The following is a 23,741-nucleotide window of genomic DNA, read 5'->3' as shown; positions in this document are numbered from 1 at the left end:
ATGCTATAATTGATTTTATCATATATCAATAATGTATTAAATAATTTTAATATTAAATTTATAAATTAATGAAAGGTATATAAATGTTATGTATAGTCATTTAAGTTTTATTGATAGGGTTAAATTGGAAAAATTATTATTATCAAAATTATTTTTAAAAAAGAATGGTGAAATAAATATTGCACAGATTGCTAAATGTTTGAACAGAAATCGTAGTACTATTTTGCGAGAAATTAAGCGTTTTAAAACTATTGATGAATATAGTGCTTATAAGTCAGATAAAATGTATTATGAGAAAAGAAAAAAGAATAATAAAAGATATAAGTTTACAGAAGAACAATTAAATTTTATTAATATAAGATTTAATGTTTATCGTGATTCTCCATCACAACTTATTCATCGTTATTTTCTAAAGTTTGGTATTAAATTTCCTGTTTGTGTTAAAACATTGTATAAATGAATTCGTTTGGGTTTTTATGGTTTTTTAAAACAGAATTTACGTCATCGTGGTAAAAAATATAAAACAAAAGGAAAATTTGATAATCGTGGTAAATTAATTAATTTTAAATCAATATTAGATATTGATAATAAAGAGACTGGTGTTGGTTGATTTGAAATGGATACGGTAGTTGGAAAAGAGCATCAATCTAGTAATTTGGTTTTAGTTGAACAAAATAGTAAAAGTTATTTTGTTATGAAATTAAAAAATCATACTGCTAATGAAGTTGTGGAAAAGTTTAAAGATATTGTTATAAGTAATAATTTATTTGGGAAAATTAAAGGAATAATAACTGATGTAGGAAAAGAATTTAGTAAATGAAGAGAATTAGAAATATTTGCTGAAACACAAGTTTATTTTTGTGACCCCGGTAAACCACAACAAAAACCATTAATTGAATATATGAATTCTGAACTTAGACAATGATTTCCTAAGGGAACTGATTTTAATAATGTTAGTCAACAAAAAATAAATTGAGTAGTTAATGTTATAAATGATAAATTAAGGCCTGTTCTTAATTGAAGAACAGCAAAAGAGGTATTTTCAGATAATTTTAAATAGGTTTATTTGAAGTAATTTAATAAATTATTTTTTAGTGTGCTTAATTTTCCTTAAAATAAAATAAAAACTATAAATATTTTGATTTTTAAAAATTTATAATTGATTTTTTATGATTTTTATTGTATTATTTGACTAATAAGATTTGTTGCACTTCATTTTACATAATTCCAAATAAATTAAATGCTAGTATGATGGGATTAAAAAATAAAATTAATTTATTTAATAGTAATGAACAACTGCTAGAAGAAAATAAATTTAATTATTCAGTTAATAATTTTGTAAATAATAATTTACAAAAAAACTTATATTTTTATTAGTTTTATCTAAGAAATTAAATAACTTTAATAAAAATGTATTTTTGTCGTGGATAAATTTAAAAAAATAGAAAAATGTATTGACAATAAAATTAAAAGTAATACAATGTAAATAAGTAAGTGGTACATTATTCCACAATTTCTAAGATATTAATTTAAGACCCTTAAATAATTTATACGACCAATAATTGTTGCTCAAGCAATTGTAACAGCAATTAGTGAAATTATAGAAGAGAGAGATAAATAACAATGAAATTATTAGTAGATATTGGTAATACAGCAATTAAATTTGCAATTCTTAATTCATCCCAAGAAATTACATCTTTTTTAACGATTTCTAGTCGCGAATTAATCGCAGAAAAGAATTTTCGTCAAAAAATTATAACAGCCTTAGATAAAATAAAATTAACTTTAACAGATTTAACGTTACTATGTTTATCGTCAGTTCGTCCAATGTGAGATGATTTATTTTACCAATTAGCCCTTGATTTACAAATTCCGTTTTATCAAGTTAAAAAAAATTTAGCAATTGAACGATTAGCAATTGATATTCCTAATCCACGAAATCTTGGGGCTGATTTGATTGTTGGTTCATATGCAACATTGGATTTATATCCAAACCAAGATGTTATTTTAGTTAATATGGGAACAGCCACTACAATTTCATTACTAAAACAAGGGACCTTATTAGGAACAATTATTATGCCGGGGTTAGAAGCTGCTGCTGAAGCACTGTTTAATCGAGCACAGTTACTACAGACATTTGATTATTCTTATGAAGATGCAATTTTAGGAAAAAATACTAAACAAGCAATCAACATCGGATTAGTAAACGGTCATTTATTAACAATAACAGCTTTTGTTGAAAAACTTACAACTCAAGCAACCACACCAAAAGTAATGCTAACAGGTGGGAATGCAAGTTATATTACAACATTAGTGCCATATCAATATGATAAGAATCTTCTTTTTAAAGGATTTGTGGCCATTTTACAAGATAATAAATTAATATAAAAAAATAGGACAAATGTCCTATTTTTTTAATTTTTGAGATATTTTAATACTTTAAAGTCCATTTAGGTATTTATACATTTTTTTGTTCGTTCCTTTATTTTATTTAAAATAAAGATTACCTAGCATATCCAATTTTTTCTTTGATTTACTTATTTGTCTACTTAAGACAAATTAATAATAGCATGGATTTCAAAAATTACAACAATTCTTTAATTTTGTCGAAAACTCTTGATATTTATAAAATATACCTAAAATTAGGTATATTTTTAATATATAGAGGTAAATAAATGATGAAAAAAATAATTACAGAATTAATAAATAGCTTAACAGATGATCAATTTTTAGAATTTTATGAAAAAATAAAACAACAAGCAGACTTAATTAAAAAACAAAAACGTTTAAATGAAATTGATCAAAAATTTAGAGATAAAGGCATTATATGTCCTAATTGCAAATCTTTTCATTGTGTTAAAAATGGTCATAATTCCGAAGGAAAACAAAAATATTTATGTAAAAAATGTCGTGCTAGTTTTGATGCATTTCGTCATCATTTTACTTATTGAAGTCATTTAAATTATGAACAGTGAAATTTATTAATTCAAATTTCATTGTTAGGACAATCTAGTAAAATAATTTCTCGTTTTATTAAAACAACCCCAAAAACCGCTTGATATAATCGACAAAAATTAATGCAATCAAAACAATTAGAAAATACACAGTTAAAATTTAAAAAATTAAATGGTCAAATCCAAATGGATGAAACATTTATTAAAGAAATTCATAAAGGCAATTTTAAAGATAAATTTGATAAACGAAAAACTCATCTCGATCCATTTTCAACTGATACCAAATGCTGTATTCAAATGGCGGTTGATAGCAATAATAATATTTTTGTTCAATCCACCAATACCAAAAGATTACAAAAACAATGGATTATTGAAAATATGAATAAGCAACTAATTAAAGAAAAATCAATAATTATTTCTGATATGCAACCACTATATTTATTAGTAGCAAAACAAACAAATTCTACTCTATATTCCACCAAAACTAGTACAAACCCTGATACTAGTTATCAAAAGTTAAATAAGATTAGTAAATTACAATCCAGTCTTAAAGAAGCCTTAATTCATTATCATGGTTTGGGTTTCACTAATATTCAAAATTATTTAAAGCTCTGAAAATGAAAATACCAACACAAAGGTTTAACACCAAACCAACAATCAACGGTATTATATTTTAACGTTTAAAAAATTTAAAGCAAAATCATAATCTTACACAAAATTAGTTTTCAAATTGTCATATTGATGATTTTTTTTATTTCATCAAGAGTTTTCGACAAAATTAAAGCAACAATTTTAAATAAAATTTCTTGCTTTTTTGCGTACTTTTCTGCTATTTTTTCAAAAAAAAATTAATTGAAGAAAAATGAACAGCCTATAAGAAACTTCAATTAATTTTTGTAAATGTATGAAAAAAAACTTTTAAGATTATTTTATATTTAAATATTGCCACAAAATACAAATTTTAACACAAAAGGAAAGGCTATAATAATTTAAGAAAGATATAAATGTAACAATATTTATTTTTCATACATAAATATCTTAAACTATATTTATTTAATAATCAATTACTTTTGTCAAAAAATGTTCTAAAAAGGGTTAAAACTGATCTTAATCAATGTTGGGAATAATCTAAAAAATGATATAATGAATCAAGAAGTGGGTGATTTTAACATATGCATGATGGTATTTTTTTAATTAATAAACCGGCTGGGAAAACAAGTCATCAAATTATTCAAGATATTAAAAAAACCTTGATGATTAAAAAAGTTGGCCATGCTGGAACTTTAGACCCTTTAGCAACAGGTCTTTTAGTGGTATTAGTGAATAATGCTACGAAAATGAGTGAATATTTGTTAACAGCAGATAAAGCTTATGATGTCGAAATGAAATTATTTGTTGAAACAGATACTGGTGATATTACTGGTAATGTTATTAAGAAAGAAACTCCCTTTAAACTGCGCAAAAAACAATTGAAAAAAATTTTTAGTGAATTTAATGGGTTTATGTATGAGCAATATCCGCCTAAATATTCTGCTATTAAAGTTAATGGGAAGAAACTCTATGAATATGCTCGGCGCGATGAAGAAGTTGAAATTAAACCACGAACAGTTACGATTAAGGAAATTAAGTTGAAAAAATATAATCATCATGACCACACCATCACCTTTAGTGTATTATGTACCAAAGGAACATATATTCGTAGTTTAGTTATTGATCTTGCTGCAAAATTAAATACAATTGCAACGGTTAAGAGTTTATGTCGAACACAATCAGGAAATTTTTTGTTATCGAAAGCAATTGCTCCAGAAGAAGTAAATTTTAACCGTTTAATTTCAATGTATGATGCCTTGTTTACAAATAAACAACAGTTGTTACTTTATCATTATGATGAAGAAATTAGACAAGGAAAACCAATTGTTATTATTAATCATACTGATCCAATTATTTTTATCATTGATAAAAACAAAAATGTTTTAGCAATTTATAAACATATTGGTAAACATGTTTATGCTTGTCAACGGGGATTATGGGCAAATATTGATACAAATCAACAACAAAAAATAGATAAGGATGATCATTATTAATGAAAATTTTAACATGAAATAAATTAGCTAATAATGAAGCAAAAATTGTTTCCTTAGGGCTATTTGATGGTTTTCATTTAGGGCATTTAAAACTAATTAATCGTTTAATGGAAATTAAAGCAGAACAAAATTTAGCGGCATTATTTTTTACAATGTCACAAAGTGTTACTGATTTTTTACATCAAACTGATACAAAATTATTAGATAATAGGTCAAAACAGGAAACAGCAGCAAAATTAAATTTTGATTATTATTTAGAGGTTCCAGTGACAAGTGAATTTATGAATTTATCAGCGCAACAATTTTTAACAATATTAAAAGAACGGTTTAATGTTGTTAAAATTGTAATTGGATCTGATTTTCGGTTTGGGAAAAATCGCGAAGGGGATTTTAAACAAATTATTACTTTTTTTAGTCAAGAAAATGTTTATTTAATTAATCGGCAAGATGATGTTTTTTCTTCAACAACAATTCGTAATTTATTATTAAATTATGATTTACCAGCTGCAAATAAATTATTATATGAAGATTATCATTTGCGTGGGAAAGTAAAACCAGGGAAACAAATTGGGCGAACAATTAATTTTCCAACTGCCAACATGTATTTACCACAAAAAGTAATTTTACCTTATGGGGTTTATGTTACAGAAACGTGAGCACAAGGACATCTTTACCCATCAATGACTTCATATCGGTTATTTGAAGGAAAAGAAGTTGTTGAAACATATTTATTAGATGCTAATTTAAATTTATATGAACAAGAAATTATTGTTTATTTTAAAAAATATTTGCGTGAAAATATTAAAATAAATAACTTAACCGAATTAGTTAATCTTTTAGAACAAGATTTAGCTGATACTCTTGCATTTTTTGCAAATAAAGCATAATATTAATAGGGTTGTTGTTATTTCGTTGATTTAAGATAACCCTTTCTTAAATGCTTTGATTTAACGTTATGAGCCACAACAATGAAGGGAGAAATTTATAATGGTTTCAAAAGAAAGAAAAGCAGAATTAGTATCAAAATTTGGTCAAAATGCTAAAGATACTGGTTCAACAAAAGTACAAATTTCTATTTTAACAGAAGATATTAACAATTTAACTGCTCACTTGAAAATTCATCGTAAAGATATTGTTTCAAGAAGAAGTTTATTACAAAAAGTAGCACAAAGAAAGCATTTGCTTGCTTACTTAATTAAAACTGATTTTAATGAATATAAAGCAATCATTGAAGAATTAGGAATTAGAAAATAAGGTTTAAGGTTTTTAAACTTTTTTTAATTAGCTGATTAATTCATTTGACACTTAGTTATTGGTATTGTTTTTTTATTTAAAAAATGTTTTAATTAACTGAGAAAATAGAGTTATTTGAAATAACTTTATAGTATTAACGAGGGTATTATGGGCAATATTAACAATATATCAGCTGTTTGTAGTGGGTGCAAAGCAGGATTAGAGATATATCTTACAAAACTATTAGAAACATATGATATTAATATTGTTAAAATATTTTTATGGGAAAACCAAAATAATGTTAATATTGAAAAAATTTTAGAAAATTGAGACAATATTTGAAAATATACAAATGAAGCATAATGGTTTGAATCCAAATTATTCAGGAATTGCAAAGAAGCATCAACAATATATTCATATTGCTAATCCAGATACGGGGGCAGGTTATGCTTCAGCAACCAATTATCATATTACCTTTCAAAATGATACAAGTTCCGGCGCTGATTTATTTACTAGTACAAGTAATAATCAATGAGGGTTATGACATGAAATCGGGCATACTTATCAAACTCCACAATACCAATGAAATGGTCTTACTGAAGTAACAGTTAATATTAGTGCGCTTTATGTTCAACAAAAATTATTCAATGCGAATCGGTTAGACACCCCTAGCCATTTGTAATTGTCAAAACATCGCTAATTTAGTAAATAAATCACTAATATCATCAAAATTTCGTTGCTGATCTGATTGCGCAAAATGATATTTAATTTTAGTAATTTGATGGCTTTTGGTGATAATTTTTATTCAACTTTATCACAATATTATCGTCTTTTACCATTTTCTGATAATCCTGGAACAAATGTTGAAAAACAACAATTATTTATTGAAATGACTTCGAAAGTAAGTAACCGCAATTTAGCGCCTTTTTTTATAAAGTGAGGTCTAATACCAACCGAAGCAACTAATCAAAAAATTAAAACTTATCCAATGTTAACTAAAAACATTTGAGAAAATATTATTGATGGTACTCATCAATCAATCGTTGAAGACAATCTTGCAAAATATGAAATTACAACAATTGATGTTTCTTTAAAAGATAATGTTGAAATTAGTTTTGGAACAGATATTAATATGACAAATTATGGAAAATATTTTAATTATGATCAGAATTTATCTATCTGATAGGTAGGAATGCAAAATTATCAAATATATCAAAAGACTAGTGATAAGTATAAAGTGAATGTTTTTATTGGTTTTAAAACAACGGGAAAATTACCAAATAAATATGTTTTTGCAATATCAAGTAATTATAATAATACTATTAAGTTTTTAGGCCTTGCAAATAGTTATCATGGGATTTTAGGGTTGGATTCAAAATAATAAAAAAATTCGATTGTATGGTGATGCTGAAATTATTCATAGTTATTTTGGTGATAAAGATCCGCCATATTATCGAATTATTATTAGTAATCAGAATGGAATCATACTTCATGATCTTAAAATCATTGGTACAGATAATTTTCTTAATGTTATTCGAACTAATAATTTATGAAACGGAATTAGTTATGATGAAAAATATTTGATTACATTAGAATTACAAGAAGCAAGTCGTGTTTTAAAATTTAATTCCCTTTTAAATGACTGAACAGCAGTTTCGACAAATAATAAAGTTACAAAAAAATATCAAATTATTAATAATAAGTTAATAGAAGTTAATTAAAGTATTGTTATTTTTTTCTTAAAAGAAATTGAATTTTTTAAATAAAAAAGTAAATTCATTGTTAAATCTCTTGCTTTTTTTTATAATATGTAAATTGTAATATGAAGTGCAACAAATCAACTCAGAAAGGAGTTGATTTTTTAATGGAAAGAAAACATTATTTTATTTTACGGTCCTTAGTAACTAAGTATGGAAAAGATAATGTTATTAATACTGTTAATAAAATAGTAACTAATAATGTAAAAGAAAATGAATAAATTATCCGCGTAATTTATTAGCGGTAATTTATTCAATATAGTTTATTTTGAGCGTAGCGAACACGCGAAGCGTGCCGCGCAAGCTAAATTTCTAGGGGGAATTAAATTATGCCAGTATGGTTAACATAAATATTTAGTATTATTATCATTTTAGGAATTCTTGCTTGAATTGGTATATCGATTTATCAAAAAATTCGTCAAATTCAAGGAAAGAAAAAAGAAAAGAAAGAAATTAAAAATAAGGAGGAAAATAAATAGTGTTAGGTATGTATTTAACAACAGCAATTAATTTTTTAGCAGTTGGTGATAAGCCTACTATTTCAGATGGAATGGGTTCTATTTGAAGTGGTTTAGGACAAGCTATGATGAAAGTTAAAGATGCTGTTTATGCTGTGTTACCACAGTTAATGTCAGTTCTTGATGATGCTTGAATTATTTTAATTCCATTTGGAATTTTTGTTATTATTAAGATTTTAAATTTCTTTAGAATTATGATTAAAGTATTTTAATATTTATTATAATTAATCATATATCTTAGCTGTGGCACACTAGCTTTGTTATTTGATTTATTAATTTTATATTTTCTATTAACGTTGTTAATAGTATTTTTCATTGTGCCTTACTTATTTTTTATATATTTAACAATGTTATTAACAGTGTTTATTACAGTACATATACATTATTTAGACATTAGTATAACAGTGTTTATTACGGTAAAGGAGTGTTTATGAAAAAAATAAATGTTGGTAATGATGAAATATTTTCTCAAGAAGAGCGTAAAAATATTTTAGAGAAGGTAAAAAATTTTTATAAAAATATAATGCAAGATTTATTGGATGAAATTAAGATGAAAATTAAAACTATGCAAGCTACTTTAATTCAATTAAATGAGTATGATATTCATTATGAATCCGTTAATATTATTCGAAAAGAAATGAATTTTTATCAACATATTGCAGAACATTTAGAAAGTGAAATGAGAAAAAATGGCAAATTATAAAACATATGATGATTTATTTGAAAAAACAAAATTGTATTGTGTCATCTGTAAAAAATATATAGAACTGGAATAATATGGAACTCAATATTTAGAAACACAAGAATGTGGCGATTGTGTGGAAAAAATAAGAAAAACTAATCCAAATTATTAAAAAGGAGAATAGATAATGTGAATTAAATACAATGGAAAAAGAATTAATTTAAGTAATAAAGATATTCAATTAGAACATACTATATTGCAAAAATTTTTGTCATCTTCTTACGACGATTTTCTAACATTACAAATGTTTTTGTTAATCCTTGTACAATTTGATGTTGATTGTCCTTTAATTTATCAATTGTTTGAGTTAATTGTTGTTCGTTAAAAGTATTATTAGCAAATAATTCACCTCGTTGTTGTATACTATCAGGGGGTTTAACATCACGTGTAGAAACCACACACATTTTGTACTTTTGTGGTGTTTACATTTTTAGAAATAAATTTTATTAATATTTGTAAAGTAAAGATGCAAATAGGACAAAAAAATCGACCCTTATTGGGTTGATTTTTTTTATTTAAAAATTAACTCTAAAAATTAAATATATTGGTTCTACAATTATTTAATTTTACAATTACATATTTTTAGTGGGGGGTTCCCCAACTTGGCATTTTGTCAGTAAAGAAACCAATAGAACTGTTAACTTGTTTTTTTGCGATTTTGTAAATTAATAACTTTGATTAAGATAAACAGATAATGCTGTATTCATAATTTTTAATTGCAAGAATAAAAATAAAATCGTGTGCGTAGAAGAAAAATAACTTTTAAGAACTGGGCAAGGATTTCTTAATTAATCTACTAGTGGAGACTTGATGAGGAGGTACTTGGTATTACAGACAACTACAAAATGTAGAACATCGTAGTACTTTGTAGTTAAAAATCAAAGGAATAATTTAGGAGGTTTATATGAAAAGGTTAAATAAAAAACCTTGAAAGTTTTTAAGTAAAAAGCAATTATATAAGAAAAAAATTGAGCGTGCTAATGAAAAAGCAAGAATAGAAAATAGTAAGGAATTAAATAAAAATGAAAAAGTTAAATAAAATTTGTCTTAAACAAAAATATTGAGGTTATTGCTCAAAATGAAATCAAGAAAATAAATTACAAGAATTAATGCGTAAAAGTTATCCTGTTTCATTTGAAGATATGACGGATGAACATTGAGCATTAGGAAAAAAGAATTAGGGGGAATACATTATGAATAAGAAGATAACAATATTAAATGACAAGGATATGAATAATAATGATGAATTTAAAAGATTTATTAAATGAAATGTTTGATAATTACCCAGATTGTTATAAAGATTATGGTTTAGCAATTATGGATCGTTATGAAATTGAAGTTGAAAATAAAAAATTAACACCCGAAGAAATAGATAATTTAACACATTTATATTTTGACAAACCTAAATTATAAATTTCAACTAAATTAATTTTTTCCATAATTTCTTTAATTTTGTCGAAAACTCTTGATATTTATAAAATATACCTAAAATTAGGTATATTTTTAATATATAGAGGTAAATAAATGATGAAAAAAATAATTACAGAATTAATAAATAGCTTAACAGATGATCAATTTTTAGAATTTTATGAAAAAATAAAACAACAAGCAGACTTAATTAAAAAACAAAAACGTTTAAATGAAATTGATCAAAAATTTAGAGATAAAGGCATTATATGTCCTAATTGCAAATCTTTTCATTGTGTTAAAAATGGTCATAATTCCGAAGGAAAACAAAAATATTTATGTAAAAAATGTCGTGCTAGTTTTGATGCATTTCGTCATCATTTTACTTATTGAAGTCATTTAAATTATGAACAGTGAAATTTATTAATTCAAATTTCATTGTTAGGACAATCTAGTAAAATAATTTCTCGTTTTATTAAAACAACCCCAAAAACCGCTTGATATAATCGACAAAAATTAATGCAATCAAAACAATTAGAAAATACACAGTTAAAATTTAAAAAATTAAATGGTCAAATCCAAATGGATGAAACATTTATTAAAGAAATTCATAAAGGCAATTTTAAAGATAAATTTGATAAACGAAAAACTCATCTCGATCCATTTTCAACTGATACCAAATGCTGTATTCAAATGGCAGTTGATAGCAATAATAATATTTTTGTTCAATCCACCAATACCAAAAGATTACAAAAACAATGGATTATTGAAAATATGAATAAGCAACTAATTAAAGAAAAATCAATAATTATTTCTGATATGCAACCACTATATTTATTAGTAGCAAAACAAACAAATTCTACTCTATATTCCACCAAAACTAGTACAAACCCTGATACTAGTTATCAAAAGTTAAATAAGATTAGTAAATTACAATCCAGTCTTAAAGAAGCCTTAATTCATTATCATGGTTTGGGTTTCACTAATATTCAAAATTATTTAAAGCTCTGAAAATGAAAATACCAACACAAAGGTTTAACACCAAACCAACAATCAACGGTATTATATTTTAACGTTTAAAAAATTTAAAGCAAAATCATAATCTTACACAAAATTAGTTTTCAAATTGTCATATTGATGATTTTTTTTATTTCATCAAGAGTTTTCGACAAAATTAAAGCATAATTTTATCATAAAGTTTTAATAACCGTGTTCACTTAATCATATAATAAGAAACAACAACAATTAAACTAATTCCAATTAATAACATTAGAAGTGGTAAAAAAATTAAATAAATAGCAATACCTCTTATCAATCGGAACTGGAATTCTTGTTAATCCCATTGTTTGAGTTGTCCAACCATTTGGTAATGAATAATCATCTTGTCATACCACACGATGAGTTAAATTATATAGTGCTTGTCCTGCATTAGGTAATCAAGCAACTTGTTCAGCGGTTGCAGTAGCATACTGCATAATACTTGCATATTCATTATATAAAGGTCCACGCAATAAAGCATTAACCATATCAACATAGGCTTTTTGACCTGTTGTATTACCTTGTAATGTAAAAGGTACTTGTGGCAAATTAATTGTTGCCATAATATTTCACCTCCTTTATTATCTAAGGTTTTTAAGTGTGAAATCTGATATCTTTTTAATCTCTTCGGGAGTATATGCTCCTTTTTCTTTAATAGTTTCAATTTCATCATTTTTATTTTCAACCGATTTTTCAATCACATCTTTAATAAAATTAGTTGGCGAAACTGAGGGTTGTTCTTGTATAAACAAATCAGGTTTTAATTCTTTTAAAGTTTGCATTTTTTCAGATAAAGAACTACCACTAACTTTATTTAAATTAGTTTTAATATCTTCAATTTTAGTCGATGGAACATCTTTAAAAGCTTTTAATTCATCTAATTCATTAGATAATTTAATAAAGTCTTCTTTGGATATAACATCTTCGCGTTTTTGCACACTTTCTCTAATTTGCTTTGCTCCATTATTAAACTGATTTAAGATATTTTCTGCATTCTCTTCACTTAAACCTTGTTCTATTAATTGTTCTTTTGTAAGTGCCATTTTATAAACTCCTCTTTTTTTATTCTTGTCCGATTAACAAGTCAGCATAAACTCTTTTTTATGGAAAAAGATTAAACCTATAATTTAATTATATACTAATATTTTACTAATACAATACTAGTGGTTCAATTTTTGCAAGATATATTGATATTATGCAAGCAACAGATATTATTCAACCAACTAAATTATTAGGTGGTGTTGACTTAGCAAACTCTACTAGCCCCAAAGGGCATACAACAGCAGCGAGTTTTTGAATATATAATTCATTTGATAAAAAAGCCTATAAAGTAGCAGAATATGCACACTCAAATGCTACGCAACAATTTAAAGGACCATTAGAACAAGTTAAAGATATTTTAGAGTTTTACAACAATCAATTAAACCAATACTTTAATTTAATACAACAAGGAATATCAATTAATGTTGATGACAGTGCTTATGCAACATTAGAAAGTTTAAACCGAGAGAAATATAATTATACTTTTGGTCAATACATAAATTTTAAACCAGCACAAAAGCAGAAGTTTAAAATAAAACATCGTATTGAGGCATTTACAATGTTAATAAATACTAATCAATTAAAATGATTATGAGAAAAATGTCCTGTAAGTAAAACCCAATATGAATTAATTCAATGAGAAGATAAGCCCGATGCAAGAGAAGAACGAATGTTAGATTTATATGATGACACATTTGATGGTGATTTTTATGCTTTACACTTTGAATTAGTACCGATGGTTAAAAATAATAGTTAAGCAGATTATAAATTATGACAACAAAGGGAGTGAATAACTTAATGAAAAAAGATATTTATGTAATACATGATGAACGTGTAATAAATGCAAAAAGACCATATATTTCTGTTTGTGGACAAGTTAAAAAAAGACTTTGTCAAGAATTAAATAAAGATAATATCGCAATATGTAATTTAAATTTATATAACGAATATATTAATAAATATCAAAAAGTTAAAGTATGTGTACAAGTTTTAGCAAATGAACCAAATTTATTAACAGTAAATATTATTAATTATGCACTTATTTTAAAATTAAAGGAGCAAAATAACAATGAATAATACTTTCCATAGTTTACCAAACTTAAATGATATTAATAGTGTTTTAAAATTTTATAATTATGATTGAACTATTAATTTAGCCAATATTATTGCTCGTCATCAAATGAGATTAGTTAATGGTAAAGATATTTTATTTAAGTCTCATCGTAAAGAAATTTTAGAAAAATTAAATTGATGATATGAAACTTATAAAATAAAAGAAAAATTAGATAAAAATGAATTAACAGCAAGTTTAATGGGTAAAACTATCTTTGGTTTATTAGAGACTAATGACGGCAATATTGATTTATGAATTAATCCTTTTAACTTTACATCTCGTGTAAGTAAAATAAACGAAATTGAACAAGGTGCTGATATTTGATTAAATTATCATCAATCAGATAGTGGTTTTATTTTAAATTTAATTTGTACCAAAGATAAAATAGTTATTAAAGGTTGACCTAAAAATAATGAAGTAGTTGTTGGACAAAGTAAAACACAAATTAAAGATGATGTTAAACCTGTTTTAGTACAAGAATTTAAAAATAAATTAGGCATAGTTCCTTTTTGAGAAATGATTAATGAACCCAACCCTTTATTTTTATCTACATCAACTACATTAAACCCATGACCTACAATGGCAAATTGTTATAAATTACAATTTGATTTAGAAGATAGTTTTAATATTAAATCAAAAGAAAGATGAGCAAATCGTACTCATTGATATGGAATATTAGATGATGATTTAATGACTGCTTATAACAAAGGTAATAAAAAAGTATTACAAGATGCTTTTGATGATATTTTTATTCAATCAGGTCAATCAGCAGTAGATGGTCAATTATCCCAATCTTTACAAGTAGTACAAGGTACACCAACCTTAGAAACATATACTGAAGACCAAAAATCAATTATTGAACAAGTATACTTAGCATATCATTTTTCTAGTCCTTTTGGTGATAAATCAGATAATGACCAAAATAAAACACAGTCATTATTAACTAAAACAAAAGACTTAGAAAAACAAGCATATTTACAAGCATATCGTAAGCAATACTATACTAAAATGTTTGATACTGTTTTAAAATATTATGGTTTATGAGATGGTGTTGGTGAACGAGAATATGGTTTTGATTTTGTTAGTGCTAGTTTAGTTGACCAAATGCGACAAAATGAATTAATTACTGCTAGATTAGATAATGGCACAATGGAACCAATAAGAGCTATAACTGAATATGATAATATTGATGAATTAGAAGCAACTAAATATTTTGAAAAAATAGAAGCATGACAAGATAAAATGCAAGCCAAAGAAATTGAACATAATAATAAATTAATGGAATATGATGAAACTGGTAATAATCAAAATGCTTTACAAGGTAGAACAGAAATTAAGGAGAATTAACAAATGAGTAGAATTAACCCAGGGGTTATCGAAGAATTAAGAAGACAAGCCCATGATACTTTAATAGATATTAGAGAAAATATACGAGATAACAGACATTGAATGGTATTTCCTTTTAATGTTTATAGTTCATATATTCCTGATACTGAAACAGGTTGAAAATCAAATAATGCCAAACCAAGTGATTATGGTAGTTATTCACGCATATTTGATAATATGGAAAGTACTATTGCGCAATGACAAGATAGTTTAAAAATAGTACAAAAATATAAAGGTGAAGAAATTAATATTTTAACAATTGATGATTTTAATAAACAACCAGTTAATTCAACAATATGAGCAAATAATGAAACACCTTTTGCTATAAAATTAAAAGATGAAAATAATAATATTTATTGAAAATTAATTGATGGTGAAAATATTTATGATATTAATAGAATGCTGGCATACTTAAATCAATATAAATTAAGTTATTTTATGAATAATGATAATAAAGCCGATAATTTTTATACAAAAGAAGTTAAAGTTGGTAAATATTGAGATGCTTATATGATTGATGATAGAAGTTCAATTCAATTTGATGAGGCTAAATTTGAACAAGTATTTACTCAACAATCAACTGAAAGACAATATACTTTATTAATTTTAGATGAAGATGCTGAGAAATTAAATATTAATGATTATTATAATTTTTATACTGTATTTAATGACCGTGGTTTAAATATTGGTGGGGGTGGTATTAATTCTGCACCCCAAGATAGACAATGATTATATCCATCAAATGTTATTAATTATTATTCACCTTATGATGGTAGTTTTTTATGACAAGAAATTACCTTTTCAAGTATTAATGACAAAATTAGTCACAGTGGTTTATCAGTAAGACAATTTATTCAGACCAGTGCTCCAGGGGAAGGTTATTGTTTTCCTAAAATAACTTATGATGAAAAGTTAAATAAAGGTATTGTTGAATTAGATGAAGTTTTATTAAAAGACCCAGGGGTTAGAGCAATGGCAGTTAAATTTTATGGTAATTCTATCTTTTTTGATATGCCAGTAATTGGGCGACCAATTATTAAAGGTCAGTTTAATAAAAAAGTTATGAATTATCGTGATTTATTAATGTATAACATATATCCTTGCCCACCTGACAAAGTAAATACTTATGCTGCTCCAGAAGTAAGTTGATATAACGTTCAAGGTATTCAACCAACAATGATAACTGGTTTTAAAGATTGAAAGCAAGATATGGAAAGTAGATACGACTTTTGAAATCAAAAAAATAGTGAGGGAATTGTAATAACCGATAAAGCGAGTTCAACAGCAACTAATCCTACGGTTGGCACAACTATCCATAAAGAAGATAATAACTCTAAATTTTATTGGTCTAAAAATTGAATGATTACTCCACCTGATAAAGTAAAAGTAAATAATGAAGATGTTAATAATATTATTAGTACCCAAGCATCATCATATTTTAGAAGAAAAGATGAATTTGGTAATACTGTAGGACAAGTTCAAATTGAATATAATAAAATGGGTGTTTGTAATGTTTGAGATATTTTAAATATGAATAATTTTATTAATCGCCAAATTACAGTATTACCTTTAAACTATACGCAAAAATTAGTTTTTAACCCTTTTACGATACCGGGTGGAGTTGGTAAGTTCTTAAACTTTATTTCATTTGGTATTCCCTGAGGATGAGTAATTAACCAAGATGAAAAAACTTGACCTAATTTTCAATGACTTAATGGCTTTATGAGTGCAAATATTTATAGTTTCTATAATGATTCATTTTGGTCTGAAAAATCAAAAGGTAAAGGTTATTTACCATTTGAAATATTTAGAGAACAAGGAAATGATAAATTCGGTGCTATCTTTGGAGCAAATGCTACTAGTTTAGGTTTTACTACTTTATTAACTGATAAAATAAAAGGTAATGTTTTAGAAAAAGATGGTAAACCAACTGAACAAATAACTTATTCAACTTATAATTTAAAACAATTAAATCCTAAAACTAATCGTATATATTTAATTAATGAATTAGTAAGAGCAGTAGATGCACAAACACCAGTTAGTGCTAGTGAAAAAGATAATGATTGCGAATTTTTACAAACACCTGACGGTACAAATTGTAGTTATATTATTGATATGTTTTCAATCCAAGCATTATATAAAGGTAATTTTGAAATTATATTTTATGCTGATAATCCATATACAAATAATGAAGAAGATTATTTAAGATTATCAGTATGAAGTTTCAGAGGTAAAACAAAAAATACACTAAATAATTATTTACGCGATATGACAACTAATTATAAAACTAGTTTCTTACTACCCCATGATTATGAAATACCAACATTTAATTACCCACAATATGTATTACCACCAATACCATATAATTACAAACCTTATATGAAAGATATCTGAGATGCTAAGGCAGGACAAGCATTAAAAACTAAAATTACAGCACCAGCACAATGTAAAAAAACCGATTCAAGAGGTGAAATTAATTTATTTTCAAATCAAATTAATGAAAGTTATTATGAAACTGAAATTGATCTAAGACAAATTGACCCAACAATTCAAAGTATTGATAAATTTATTAGTTCTTATAAAACAATAGAAATAAGTAATCTTGATAATTTACAAGTTAATTGTTATAAACCTGAAATAGAGCGATTTATTTATGATAGAGATGTAAATATTTTAGCTGGTGCTAATTGCAATATTAATTTAGGTTCATTATCAAATATAACTTTAAAAACAGAAGGTTCCTCGCAAACTCGTAATGTTAATTTTGAAAATACAATAACTTTATATACAGATAATGTAAAAGTAAATGATAGTGAAACAATATATTCTACTGGTTATATTAATAATACATCGCCGTCTGTTCCCAACCGATATAATACTTATGATAAGAGAGGGATTTTTGATTTTTTAATACAATTTAATAAATGATTTGATTCAGATTCTAATGAAATTGGAAATTTAAACATAAAAATATATTATACTAATGATATGAAATTAAAAATTAGATTTACAAAGAATTTGATTGCACATATTGTGATAAATAGCACCATGCATTGAGCATATTTTGGTAATGATAAAGATATAACAATAGACCTTAATGCTTTGGGTGTTTTAAATATGGTAAATAACAGTAGTAATAATCCCATTCAAATTACATTTAAACCAAGGTAAAAATAAAAAGAGATTTAATATCTCTTTTTTATTCTCCTTTAACTTTTACATTACCTTTATTATCAACTATTAAGTCAGGTTCCTGAGTATCTAAATTTCAACGGTATACTGATTTAAAATAATTATTATCTTTATTTTTTCAAATAGATATATGCTTTTCGTTATATTCATTATCTGAATTTTTCCCTAAATTACGCACTATTTCCAATGTATAACTAGGTAAAAAACCAATCGTACTAATAGCAGAATAAATTAAAAAATAAGAAATTATTGGAGAAATTGAATATTTATCAATAATATCATTTTTATCTTTATTATTTTTTAAAAATTTAGTTAAATGTCAATTATCATTTTTATCTCCACACCATACAACATAATATCATTTATTATCTGTTTTATTAAATGGTTTTTCTTGTGGTGCTATTCATTCTAAATTGTTTCTTATTTCTTGGTTAGTAGTATTTATTTTATGTTTTTCTTTTTGTTCTTTTAATTCATCCTCGCTATATTGTTTATTACAAGCAACTAAACTGGTTGTACTTGTTCCAATTAAGGTTATTGTTGATAAAAGACTTAATATTTTTTTCATTTATTTTAAATCTTAACTATTTTTCAATATCTAAAAAAACAGTTGCTTCACCAGTATAAATTGTTGAGTCACTTGAAAATACTGTAATCCTTTTTTCATTATTATTGTATAAATCATCAATAATATTTTTAATTCCTATCTTAGTTATATCTAATTGAGGATTTTTATCTTTTAAAAAATCTTTAATTTGTTGTTCGGTTAGTAATCCTTTTTCATTATTAATTTTAACTGTTCCTAAAATAGGATTTGAAATAATTTTAGATAATTCATTTATTTTATTTAAATTGTTATTTTCTAAATCTATAATTTTTATTCTATAAACATGAATAGTGTTATTTAAATCTTTTCAATTAAACCTAACAAAATTATCAGTACTACTAAAATCAATAACTGATGCTGGTTTAAAGCTTAGTAATTTAATCGATATAGCATTATTATTATTATTATTTTTATTATTTACAAAGTAAATATTTTTATCATTTATATAATATTTATTATTTCTATTATCAAAACCTAAAAATCTAATATAACTTTCATTTTCATTAACTCCATATATTTTTTCAATAATTGATTTACGTTTACCATTTTCTATAATTTGATAGAAAACACTAACACCACTATCAGTTTCTGTATTATGTTCTTCTTTTTGATAAGGACTAGCGGCAATTGTTGTTGGTACAGAAGTTCCACTAATTGTTAATACACTTAATAAACTAAGTAATTTTTTCATACTTGTTTTTCTCCTTTTTTAATCTTGAAACTTTTTATCAAGATCTAATTGCATTATATATATATATATATATATATATATAAGCAAGCAAAATATTATGAATTATTTTAAAAATTTATCTTGAAAAATAGCTCTTATGACGCGTTTTAAGGGATAAATTAGCAATGAAATATATTAAGTTTAGTTATAATAATATATTATATATATAATATATAAAAAGTATCTTTAATTTTGTCGAAAACTCTTGATGAAATAAAAAAAATCATCAATATGACAATTTGAAAACTAATTTTGTGTAAGATTATGATTTTGCTTTAAATTTTTTAAACGTTAAAATATAATACCGTTGATTGTTGGTTTGGTGTTAAACCTTTGTGTTGGTATTTTCATTTTCAGAGCTTTAAATAATTTTGAATATTAGTGAAACCCAAACCATGATAATGAATTAAGGCTTCTTTAAGACTGGATTGTAATTTACTAATCTTATTTAACTTTTGATAACTAGTATCAGGGTTTGTACTAGTTTTGGTGGAATATAGAGTAGAATTTGTTTGTTTTGCTACTAATAAATATAGTGGTTGCATATCAGAAATAATTATTGATTTTTCTTTAATTAGTTGCTTATTCATATTTTCAATAATCCATTGTTTTTGTAATCTTTTGGTATTGGTGGATTGAACAAAAATATTATTATTGCTATCAACTGCCATTTGAATACAGCATTTGGTATCAGTTGAAAATGGATCGAGATGAGTTTTTCGTTTATCAAATTTATCTTTAAAATTGCCTTTATGAATTTCTTTAATAAATGTTTCATCCATTTGGATTTGACCATTTAATTTTTTAAATTTTAACTGTGTATTTTCTAATTGTTTTGATTGCATTAATTTTTGTCGATTATATCAAGCGGTTTTTGGGGTTGTTTTAATAAAACGAGAAATTATTTTACTAGATTGTCCTAACAATGAAATTTGAATTAATAAATTTCACTGTTCATAATTTAAATGACTTCAATAAGTAAAATGATGACGAAATGCATCAAAACTAGCACGACATTTTTTACATAAATATTTTTGTTTTCCTTCGGAATTATGACCATTTTTAACACAATGAAAAGATTTGCAATTAGGACATATAATGCCTTTATCTCTAAATTTTTGATCAATTTCATTTAAACGTTTTTGTTTTTTAATTAAGTCTGCTTGTTGTTTTATTTTTTCATAAAATTCTAAAAATTGATCATCTGTTAAGCTATTTATTAATTCTGTAATTATTTTTTTCATCATTTATTTACCTCTATATATTAAAAATATACCTAATTTTAGGTATATTTTATAAATATCAAGAGTTTTCGACAAAATTAAAGAAATATCCTATTCCTGTTGTTGAATATAATCTACCATTATTTAAATTATATATATTAATAAGTTGATTTATTCCATTTGTTCAATTTTGAGGTGATGTTCCTCCAAAAAAGTCAGTATTCATTCAACTAGATAAGCTACCTTGAAATTGTTCATGTGTTTGATCTAAATTTGGAAAATCAGGGTGAGTATAATATTGACTATGAACTGACCTTAATCCTAAATATCTTAATATTGCTTCGCCAATAGTTGGACCACATCAATATGGTTGCGTTTGTCTAATAGCTGGAACATTGGAAATATTAATATTATTTAAACTTCTTTTAACTCTATTTAATATTTCTTCTTTTTGATAAGGACTAGCGGCAATTGTTGTTGGTACAGCAGTTCCACTAATTGTTAATACACTTAATAAACTAAGTAATTTTTTCATTTTGTATAATTTCCTTTCTTTTATCTTGAAACTTTTTATCAAGATCTATTGACATTATATATATATATATATATATATATATGCAAGTCAAGCATTTTTAAATCTATTTTAGAAAGGAGATTATTTATAATGATTATTATTGTGATTATATTTTAGTTTTTAGTACTAATCTGGGCTCGCGGTGATTTTCATAAGTTTGTGAAAAATGCCTTAAAGTTTAAAAAAACTTTTGCCGCGCTTTTCAAAATACTTGGGAAAAATTCTAAGCGTTAAGCGAAGAATTTTATAAAGATTCCCAAATTTGTTTGAAAGAACCTCAAAATCTTTTTTAACTTGTAAGTCATTTTATCACAAAAATTTAAGAAAATCAACCGCTCGCCCAAAAACAAGATTAGTTATAATCCCATTTTAAAACGATATGGATAAGAACAATAAAACAAAGCGTCATATGGGTCATGGTACATTTTACTATCGGGTGTGTTTGTTTTGGTGTCACTAAATCTTAGTTCACTAATGCATTTATCTAAAAATGGAAAGTTATCTAATATGCCATATATTTTGCCTTGAACAAACATTTTTCTTATTCATGTTACACGATTAATTATACCTGCTTCTTTATTCAATGAAGTTTGATGTTTTTTAGCTTTAAACATTTTAATTTTATAACCCAAATAAGGATAAATATCTTCTTGTAATTTTTGCATAAAGTCATGGGCATTAATATCATAATGAAATGTTGCATATTCAAAACCATCAAATTTATCAAAAGTATTGATTATTCATTGTCCATAATGTTCAACTATTTCATTTAAATTCATCGCATTTTTTGGTGTAACAACATTTTCTTCAATTAAATATTTATCATATTCATTATTTTCATTAATTTTATAGCCACTAAATAAAAATACTGTATGGTCTTCACTACCATTAGCATAATCGACACCAATTGAATAACTATCAAATTGATATTGTTTTGTATTGGTATTATAAAAATCTTGTAGATTATACTCTTTAATATATTTACGATAATTTCGTAAAACATAAATGCTGGGGTCATTATCGTTATATTCAAAACCGTAATATTCAAGTTTAAATAAATCGGGTCGTTCTTCTTTATTTGCTAAAACAAGTTTTTTGGTAATATCAGGTATTTTATTTCAAACAGCACCCATAGTTAAACGCAAATTAAAAACACCCAAACCTTTAAATACTTGTTTATTTTCTGAATATATTTGATTGTGTTCTTTTAAAATGTTTTTAATTCTTTCATTTAAAGGTAAAAATGGCGTTACAAATTTTTCATAAAAGACATGGTATTTATCAAAAGGGTTAAAAGTAAATTGATTAGAATATGTTTTATGAAAATATGTTGTTACTGTTATGTATTGTTTTGCTATGTTGTCTCATTCTTGAAATGTCCAAGATAATTCTTTTACTGGAATAGGATTATCTAAATTATATTGTTCATTAACATCATCATCAGTATATTTTTCATAAGATACTTTTAAACTTTTTGAACGAAACATTGAAACTCTTAAATTATTATATCTTTTATCTAGTTCTTTATCAGTTAAGATTTCTTTTTCTTCAGCATGTATCATTTCATCTGTTCAGGCTGATATAATACCGCTTCCTTTACCAACTTTCCCCATAATTTTATTACCATTAGCATAACCCGCAAAAGCAATACGAACACCACTAGGAAAAACAATCTCTCCACCTTCTTTAACATTTTTAGGTCAAACAATACCATTTTCATTGTCGGGTCCTATATCAATCCCATATTTATATCATATAGATAATTACAGACATTAATTGTATCGCCAAATGTAGTATCTTCGTGGGTGTTGGCATATCTTCGTAAAATATTAGATGAAGCATCCGTAAAGTTACAAGCAAAAAATAATTTTTCGGCTAAATGATTTCATGTTTTATTAGTACCACGCCCTGCTGAAACAAACTTAAAAAAAGTTGGCGAAGTAAAATATCGGGCATAACTATCACCAACAAAGTCTTTAAATACTTCTCAATCAAAACCAAAATTATAGTCACTAAAATTCAAATCATATTTTTTATTTAAATGTTCATAACTAGTAATTCGTTTTTTGTTATTAATTTTGGTAAAATCTTGCATTTTTAATTAGCCTCCTTTTTTTGATAAAATTATTTGAAGTATTAAA

General features: G+C 25.0%; 33 protein-coding genes. 24 read left to right on the top strand and 9 right to left on the bottom strand.

Translation table 4 applies throughout. The annotated features are described in order from the left end of the window. Positions 1 to 88 precede the first annotated feature (88 nt). The 16 genes from AACK91_RS10670 to AACK91_RS10600 all read left to right on the top strand — a co-directional run bounded on the left by AACK91_RS10670 (position 89) and on the right by AACK91_RS10600 (position 9,249). Entirely contained in the window at positions 89 to 1,060 is a 972-nt protein-coding gene (locus AACK91_RS10670) for an IS30 family transposase (protein ID WP_338966523.1), read from the top strand. Between the two features lie 188 nt (positions 1,061 to 1,248). Next, positions 1,249 to 1,377 (top strand): hypothetical protein, encoded by a 129-nt coding sequence (locus AACK91_RS10665; RefSeq protein WP_338966522.1) that lies wholly within the window; start codon positions 1,249 to 1,251, stop codon positions 1,375 to 1,377. A gap of 246 nt (positions 1,378 to 1,623) precedes the next feature. Then, on the top strand, positions 1,624 to 2,388 hold the full coding sequence (locus tag AACK91_RS10660; protein WP_338966520.1) for a type III pantothenate kinase: 765 nt from the start codon (positions 1,624 to 1,626) through the stop codon (positions 2,386 to 2,388). Between the two features lie 287 nt (positions 2,389 to 2,675). Next, positions 2,676 to 3,638, top strand: coding sequence for an IS1/IS1595 family N-terminal zinc-binding domain-containing protein (locus AACK91_RS10655; protein ID WP_338963247.1), 963 nt, complete (start codon positions 2,676 to 2,678; stop codon positions 3,636 to 3,638). Between the two features lie 488 nt (positions 3,639 to 4,126). After that, complete coding sequence (gene truB / locus AACK91_RS10650; protein ID WP_338966519.1) at positions 4,127 to 5,038, top strand: tRNA pseudouridine(55) synthase TruB; 912 nt, start codon at positions 4,127 to 4,129, stop codon at positions 5,036 to 5,038. Then, positions 5,038 to 5,925, top strand: coding sequence for a riboflavin kinase (locus AACK91_RS10645; RefSeq protein ID WP_338966517.1), 888 nt, complete (start codon positions 5,038 to 5,040; stop codon positions 5,923 to 5,925). The genes truB and AACK91_RS10645 overlap by 1 nt, the downstream gene beginning before the upstream one ends. Positions 5,926 to 6,025: 100 nt before the next feature. Continuing rightward, complete coding sequence (gene rpsO / locus AACK91_RS10640) at positions 6,026 to 6,292, top strand: 30S ribosomal protein S15 (protein WP_040093642.1); 267 nt, start codon at positions 6,026 to 6,028, stop codon at positions 6,290 to 6,292. A gap of 147 nt (positions 6,293 to 6,439) precedes the next feature. Further along, positions 6,440 to 6,634 carry a hypothetical protein gene (locus AACK91_RS10635; protein WP_338966515.1) on the top strand — a complete coding sequence of 65 codons (195 nt, stop codon included), beginning with the start codon at positions 6,440 to 6,442 and terminating at the stop codon, positions 6,632 to 6,634. Continuing rightward, complete coding sequence (locus AACK91_RS11650; protein ID WP_422397316.1) at positions 6,624 to 6,953, top strand: M60 family metallopeptidase; 330 nt, start codon at positions 6,624 to 6,626, stop codon at positions 6,951 to 6,953. Before AACK91_RS10635 ends, AACK91_RS11650 begins: the two co-directional genes overlap by 11 nt. 99 nt (positions 6,954 to 7,052) lie before the next feature. Beyond that, on the top strand, positions 7,053 to 7,457 hold the full coding sequence (locus tag AACK91_RS11645; protein ID WP_422397314.1) for a M60 family metallopeptidase: 405 nt from the start codon (positions 7,053 to 7,055) through the stop codon (positions 7,455 to 7,457). A 51-nt stretch (positions 7,458 to 7,508) separates the two neighbouring features. Continuing rightward, positions 7,509 to 7,652, top strand: a complete 144-nt coding sequence (locus AACK91_RS10625; RefSeq protein WP_338966513.1) for a hypothetical protein — start codon at positions 7,509 to 7,511, stop codon at positions 7,650 to 7,652. A gap of 13 nt (positions 7,653 to 7,665) precedes the next feature. Next, positions 7,666 to 7,992: a hypothetical protein gene (locus AACK91_RS10620; protein WP_338966511.1), complete on the top strand. Its 327-nt coding sequence runs from the start codon at positions 7,666 to 7,668 to the stop codon at positions 7,990 to 7,992. A 101-nt stretch (positions 7,993 to 8,093) separates the two neighbouring features. Next, complete coding sequence (locus AACK91_RS10615; protein WP_338966618.1) at positions 8,094 to 8,249, top strand: hypothetical protein; 156 nt, start codon at positions 8,094 to 8,096, stop codon at positions 8,247 to 8,249. A 129-nt stretch (positions 8,250 to 8,378) separates the two neighbouring features. After that, the gene (locus tag AACK91_RS10610) at positions 8,379 to 8,507 is read left to right on the top strand and encodes a hypothetical protein (RefSeq protein WP_338966607.1); all 129 of its coding nucleotides are present in this window, start codon (positions 8,379 to 8,381) and stop codon (positions 8,505 to 8,507) included. Further along, positions 8,507 to 8,758: a hypothetical protein gene (locus tag AACK91_RS10605; RefSeq protein WP_338966509.1), complete on the top strand. Its 252-nt coding sequence runs from the start codon at positions 8,507 to 8,509 to the stop codon at positions 8,756 to 8,758. The genes AACK91_RS10610 and AACK91_RS10605 overlap by 1 nt, the downstream gene beginning before the upstream one ends. Positions 8,759 to 8,976: 218 nt before the next feature. Further along, complete coding sequence (locus AACK91_RS10600; protein ID WP_338966507.1) at positions 8,977 to 9,249, top strand: hypothetical protein; 273 nt, start codon at positions 8,977 to 8,979, stop codon at positions 9,247 to 9,249. Positions 9,250 to 9,479: 230 nt separating this feature from the next. On the opposite strand, the gene AACK91_RS10595 is transcribed toward AACK91_RS10600, so the two are convergent. After that, positions 9,480 to 9,686 carry a hypothetical protein gene (locus AACK91_RS10595; RefSeq protein ID WP_338966505.1) on the bottom strand — a complete coding sequence of 69 codons (207 nt, stop codon included), beginning with the start codon at positions 9,684 to 9,686 and terminating at the stop codon, positions 9,480 to 9,482. 506 nt (positions 9,687 to 10,192) lie between these two features. On the opposite strand from AACK91_RS10595, the gene AACK91_RS10590 reads away from it, so the two are divergent. The 4 genes from AACK91_RS10590 to AACK91_RS10575 all read left to right on the top strand — a co-directional run bounded on the left by AACK91_RS10590 (position 10,193) and on the right by AACK91_RS10575 (position 11,775). Further along, on the top strand, positions 10,193 to 10,327 hold the full coding sequence (locus AACK91_RS10590; RefSeq protein ID WP_338966503.1) for a hypothetical protein: 135 nt from the start codon (positions 10,193 to 10,195) through the stop codon (positions 10,325 to 10,327). After that, complete coding sequence (locus AACK91_RS10585) at positions 10,311 to 10,469, top strand: hypothetical protein (RefSeq protein ID WP_338966501.1); 159 nt, start codon at positions 10,311 to 10,313, stop codon at positions 10,467 to 10,469. Before AACK91_RS10590 ends, AACK91_RS10585 begins: the two co-directional genes overlap by 17 nt. A gap of 58 nt (positions 10,470 to 10,527) precedes the next feature. After that, a complete protein-coding gene (locus AACK91_RS10580) occupies positions 10,528 to 10,701 on the top strand; it encodes a hypothetical protein (RefSeq protein ID WP_338966500.1) in 174 nt (57 codons plus the stop codon). A 111-nt stretch (positions 10,702 to 10,812) separates the two neighbouring features. Continuing rightward, the gene (locus tag AACK91_RS10575; protein ID WP_338963247.1) at positions 10,813 to 11,775 is read left to right on the top strand and encodes an IS1/IS1595 family N-terminal zinc-binding domain-containing protein; all 963 of its coding nucleotides are present in this window, start codon (positions 10,813 to 10,815) and stop codon (positions 11,773 to 11,775) included. Between the two features lie 170 nt (positions 11,776 to 11,945). Here AACK91_RS10575 and AACK91_RS10570 read toward each other — a convergent pair whose 3' ends face one another. Together AACK91_RS10570 and AACK91_RS10565 are read right to left on the bottom strand one after the other, a co-directional pair. Continuing rightward, a complete protein-coding gene (locus AACK91_RS10570) occupies positions 11,946 to 12,296 on the bottom strand; it encodes a hypothetical protein (RefSeq protein WP_338966498.1) in 351 nt (116 codons plus the stop codon). 18 nt (positions 12,297 to 12,314) lie between these two features. Continuing rightward, a complete protein-coding gene (locus AACK91_RS10565; protein ID WP_338966496.1) occupies positions 12,315 to 12,776 on the bottom strand; it encodes a hypothetical protein in 462 nt (153 codons plus the stop codon). A gap of 152 nt (positions 12,777 to 12,928) precedes the next feature. Here AACK91_RS10565 and AACK91_RS10560 point away from each other — a divergent pair, with 152 nt between their 5' ends. From AACK91_RS10560 to AACK91_RS10545, 4 genes are read left to right on the top strand one after another with little or no spacing between them, the layout of a single operon-like run. After that, complete coding sequence (locus AACK91_RS10560) at positions 12,929 to 13,531, top strand: PBSX family phage terminase large subunit (protein ID WP_338966494.1); 603 nt, start codon at positions 12,929 to 12,931, stop codon at positions 13,529 to 13,531. 41 nt (positions 13,532 to 13,572) lie between these two features. Further along, positions 13,573 to 13,851, top strand: coding sequence for a hypothetical protein (locus AACK91_RS10555; RefSeq protein ID WP_338966493.1), 279 nt, complete (start codon positions 13,573 to 13,575; stop codon positions 13,849 to 13,851). Further along, positions 13,844 to 15,235 (top strand): hypothetical protein, encoded by a 1,392-nt coding sequence (locus tag AACK91_RS10550; RefSeq protein WP_338966491.1) that lies wholly within the window; start codon positions 13,844 to 13,846, stop codon positions 15,233 to 15,235. Before AACK91_RS10555 ends, AACK91_RS10550 begins: the two co-directional genes overlap by 8 nt. A 3-nt stretch (positions 15,236 to 15,238) precedes the next feature. Further along, positions 15,239 to 18,445, top strand: coding sequence for a hypothetical protein (locus tag AACK91_RS10545; protein ID WP_338966489.1), 3,207 nt, complete (start codon positions 15,239 to 15,241; stop codon positions 18,443 to 18,445). A gap of 28 nt (positions 18,446 to 18,473) precedes the next feature. Here AACK91_RS10545 and AACK91_RS10540 read toward each other — a convergent pair whose 3' ends face one another. The 6 genes from AACK91_RS10540 to AACK91_RS10515 form a co-directional block, all read right to left on the bottom strand. Continuing rightward, positions 18,474 to 19,034 (bottom strand): lipoprotein, encoded by a 561-nt coding sequence (locus AACK91_RS10540; protein ID WP_338966487.1) that lies wholly within the window; start codon positions 19,032 to 19,034, stop codon positions 18,474 to 18,476. Positions 19,035 to 19,050: 16 nt separating this feature from the next. Beyond that, entirely contained in the window at positions 19,051 to 19,764 is a 714-nt protein-coding gene (locus tag AACK91_RS10535; RefSeq protein ID WP_338966485.1) for a hypothetical protein, read from the bottom strand. 323 nt (positions 19,765 to 20,087) lie between these two features. Then, on the bottom strand, positions 20,088 to 21,050 hold the full coding sequence (locus AACK91_RS10530; protein WP_338963247.1) for an IS1/IS1595 family N-terminal zinc-binding domain-containing protein: 963 nt from the start codon (positions 21,048 to 21,050) through the stop codon (positions 20,088 to 20,090). Between the two features lie 46 nt (positions 21,051 to 21,096). Then, positions 21,097 to 21,561, bottom strand: coding sequence for a hypothetical protein (locus AACK91_RS10525; RefSeq protein ID WP_338966483.1), 465 nt, complete (start codon positions 21,559 to 21,561; stop codon positions 21,097 to 21,099). Between the two features lie 395 nt (positions 21,562 to 21,956). After that, a complete protein-coding gene (locus AACK91_RS10520) occupies positions 21,957 to 23,213 on the bottom strand; it encodes a hypothetical protein (RefSeq protein ID WP_338966482.1) in 1,257 nt (418 codons plus the stop codon). A 116-nt stretch (positions 23,214 to 23,329) separates the two neighbouring features. Next, on the bottom strand, positions 23,330 to 23,695 hold the full coding sequence (locus AACK91_RS10515; RefSeq protein WP_338966481.1) for a hypothetical protein: 366 nt from the start codon (positions 23,693 to 23,695) through the stop codon (positions 23,330 to 23,332). Positions 23,696 to 23,741 lie beyond the last annotated feature (46 nt).

Origin of the sequence: Spiroplasma endosymbiont of Sarcophaga carnaria (assembly GCF_964019595.1) — a bacterium.
Classification (GTDB): Bacteria; Bacillota_I; Bacilli_A; order Mycoplasmatales; family Mycoplasmataceae; genus Spiroplasma; species Spiroplasma poulsonii.
Note: the sequence above shows the minus strand (reverse complement) of the source record. Positions and strands in the feature narration are given on the sequence as shown.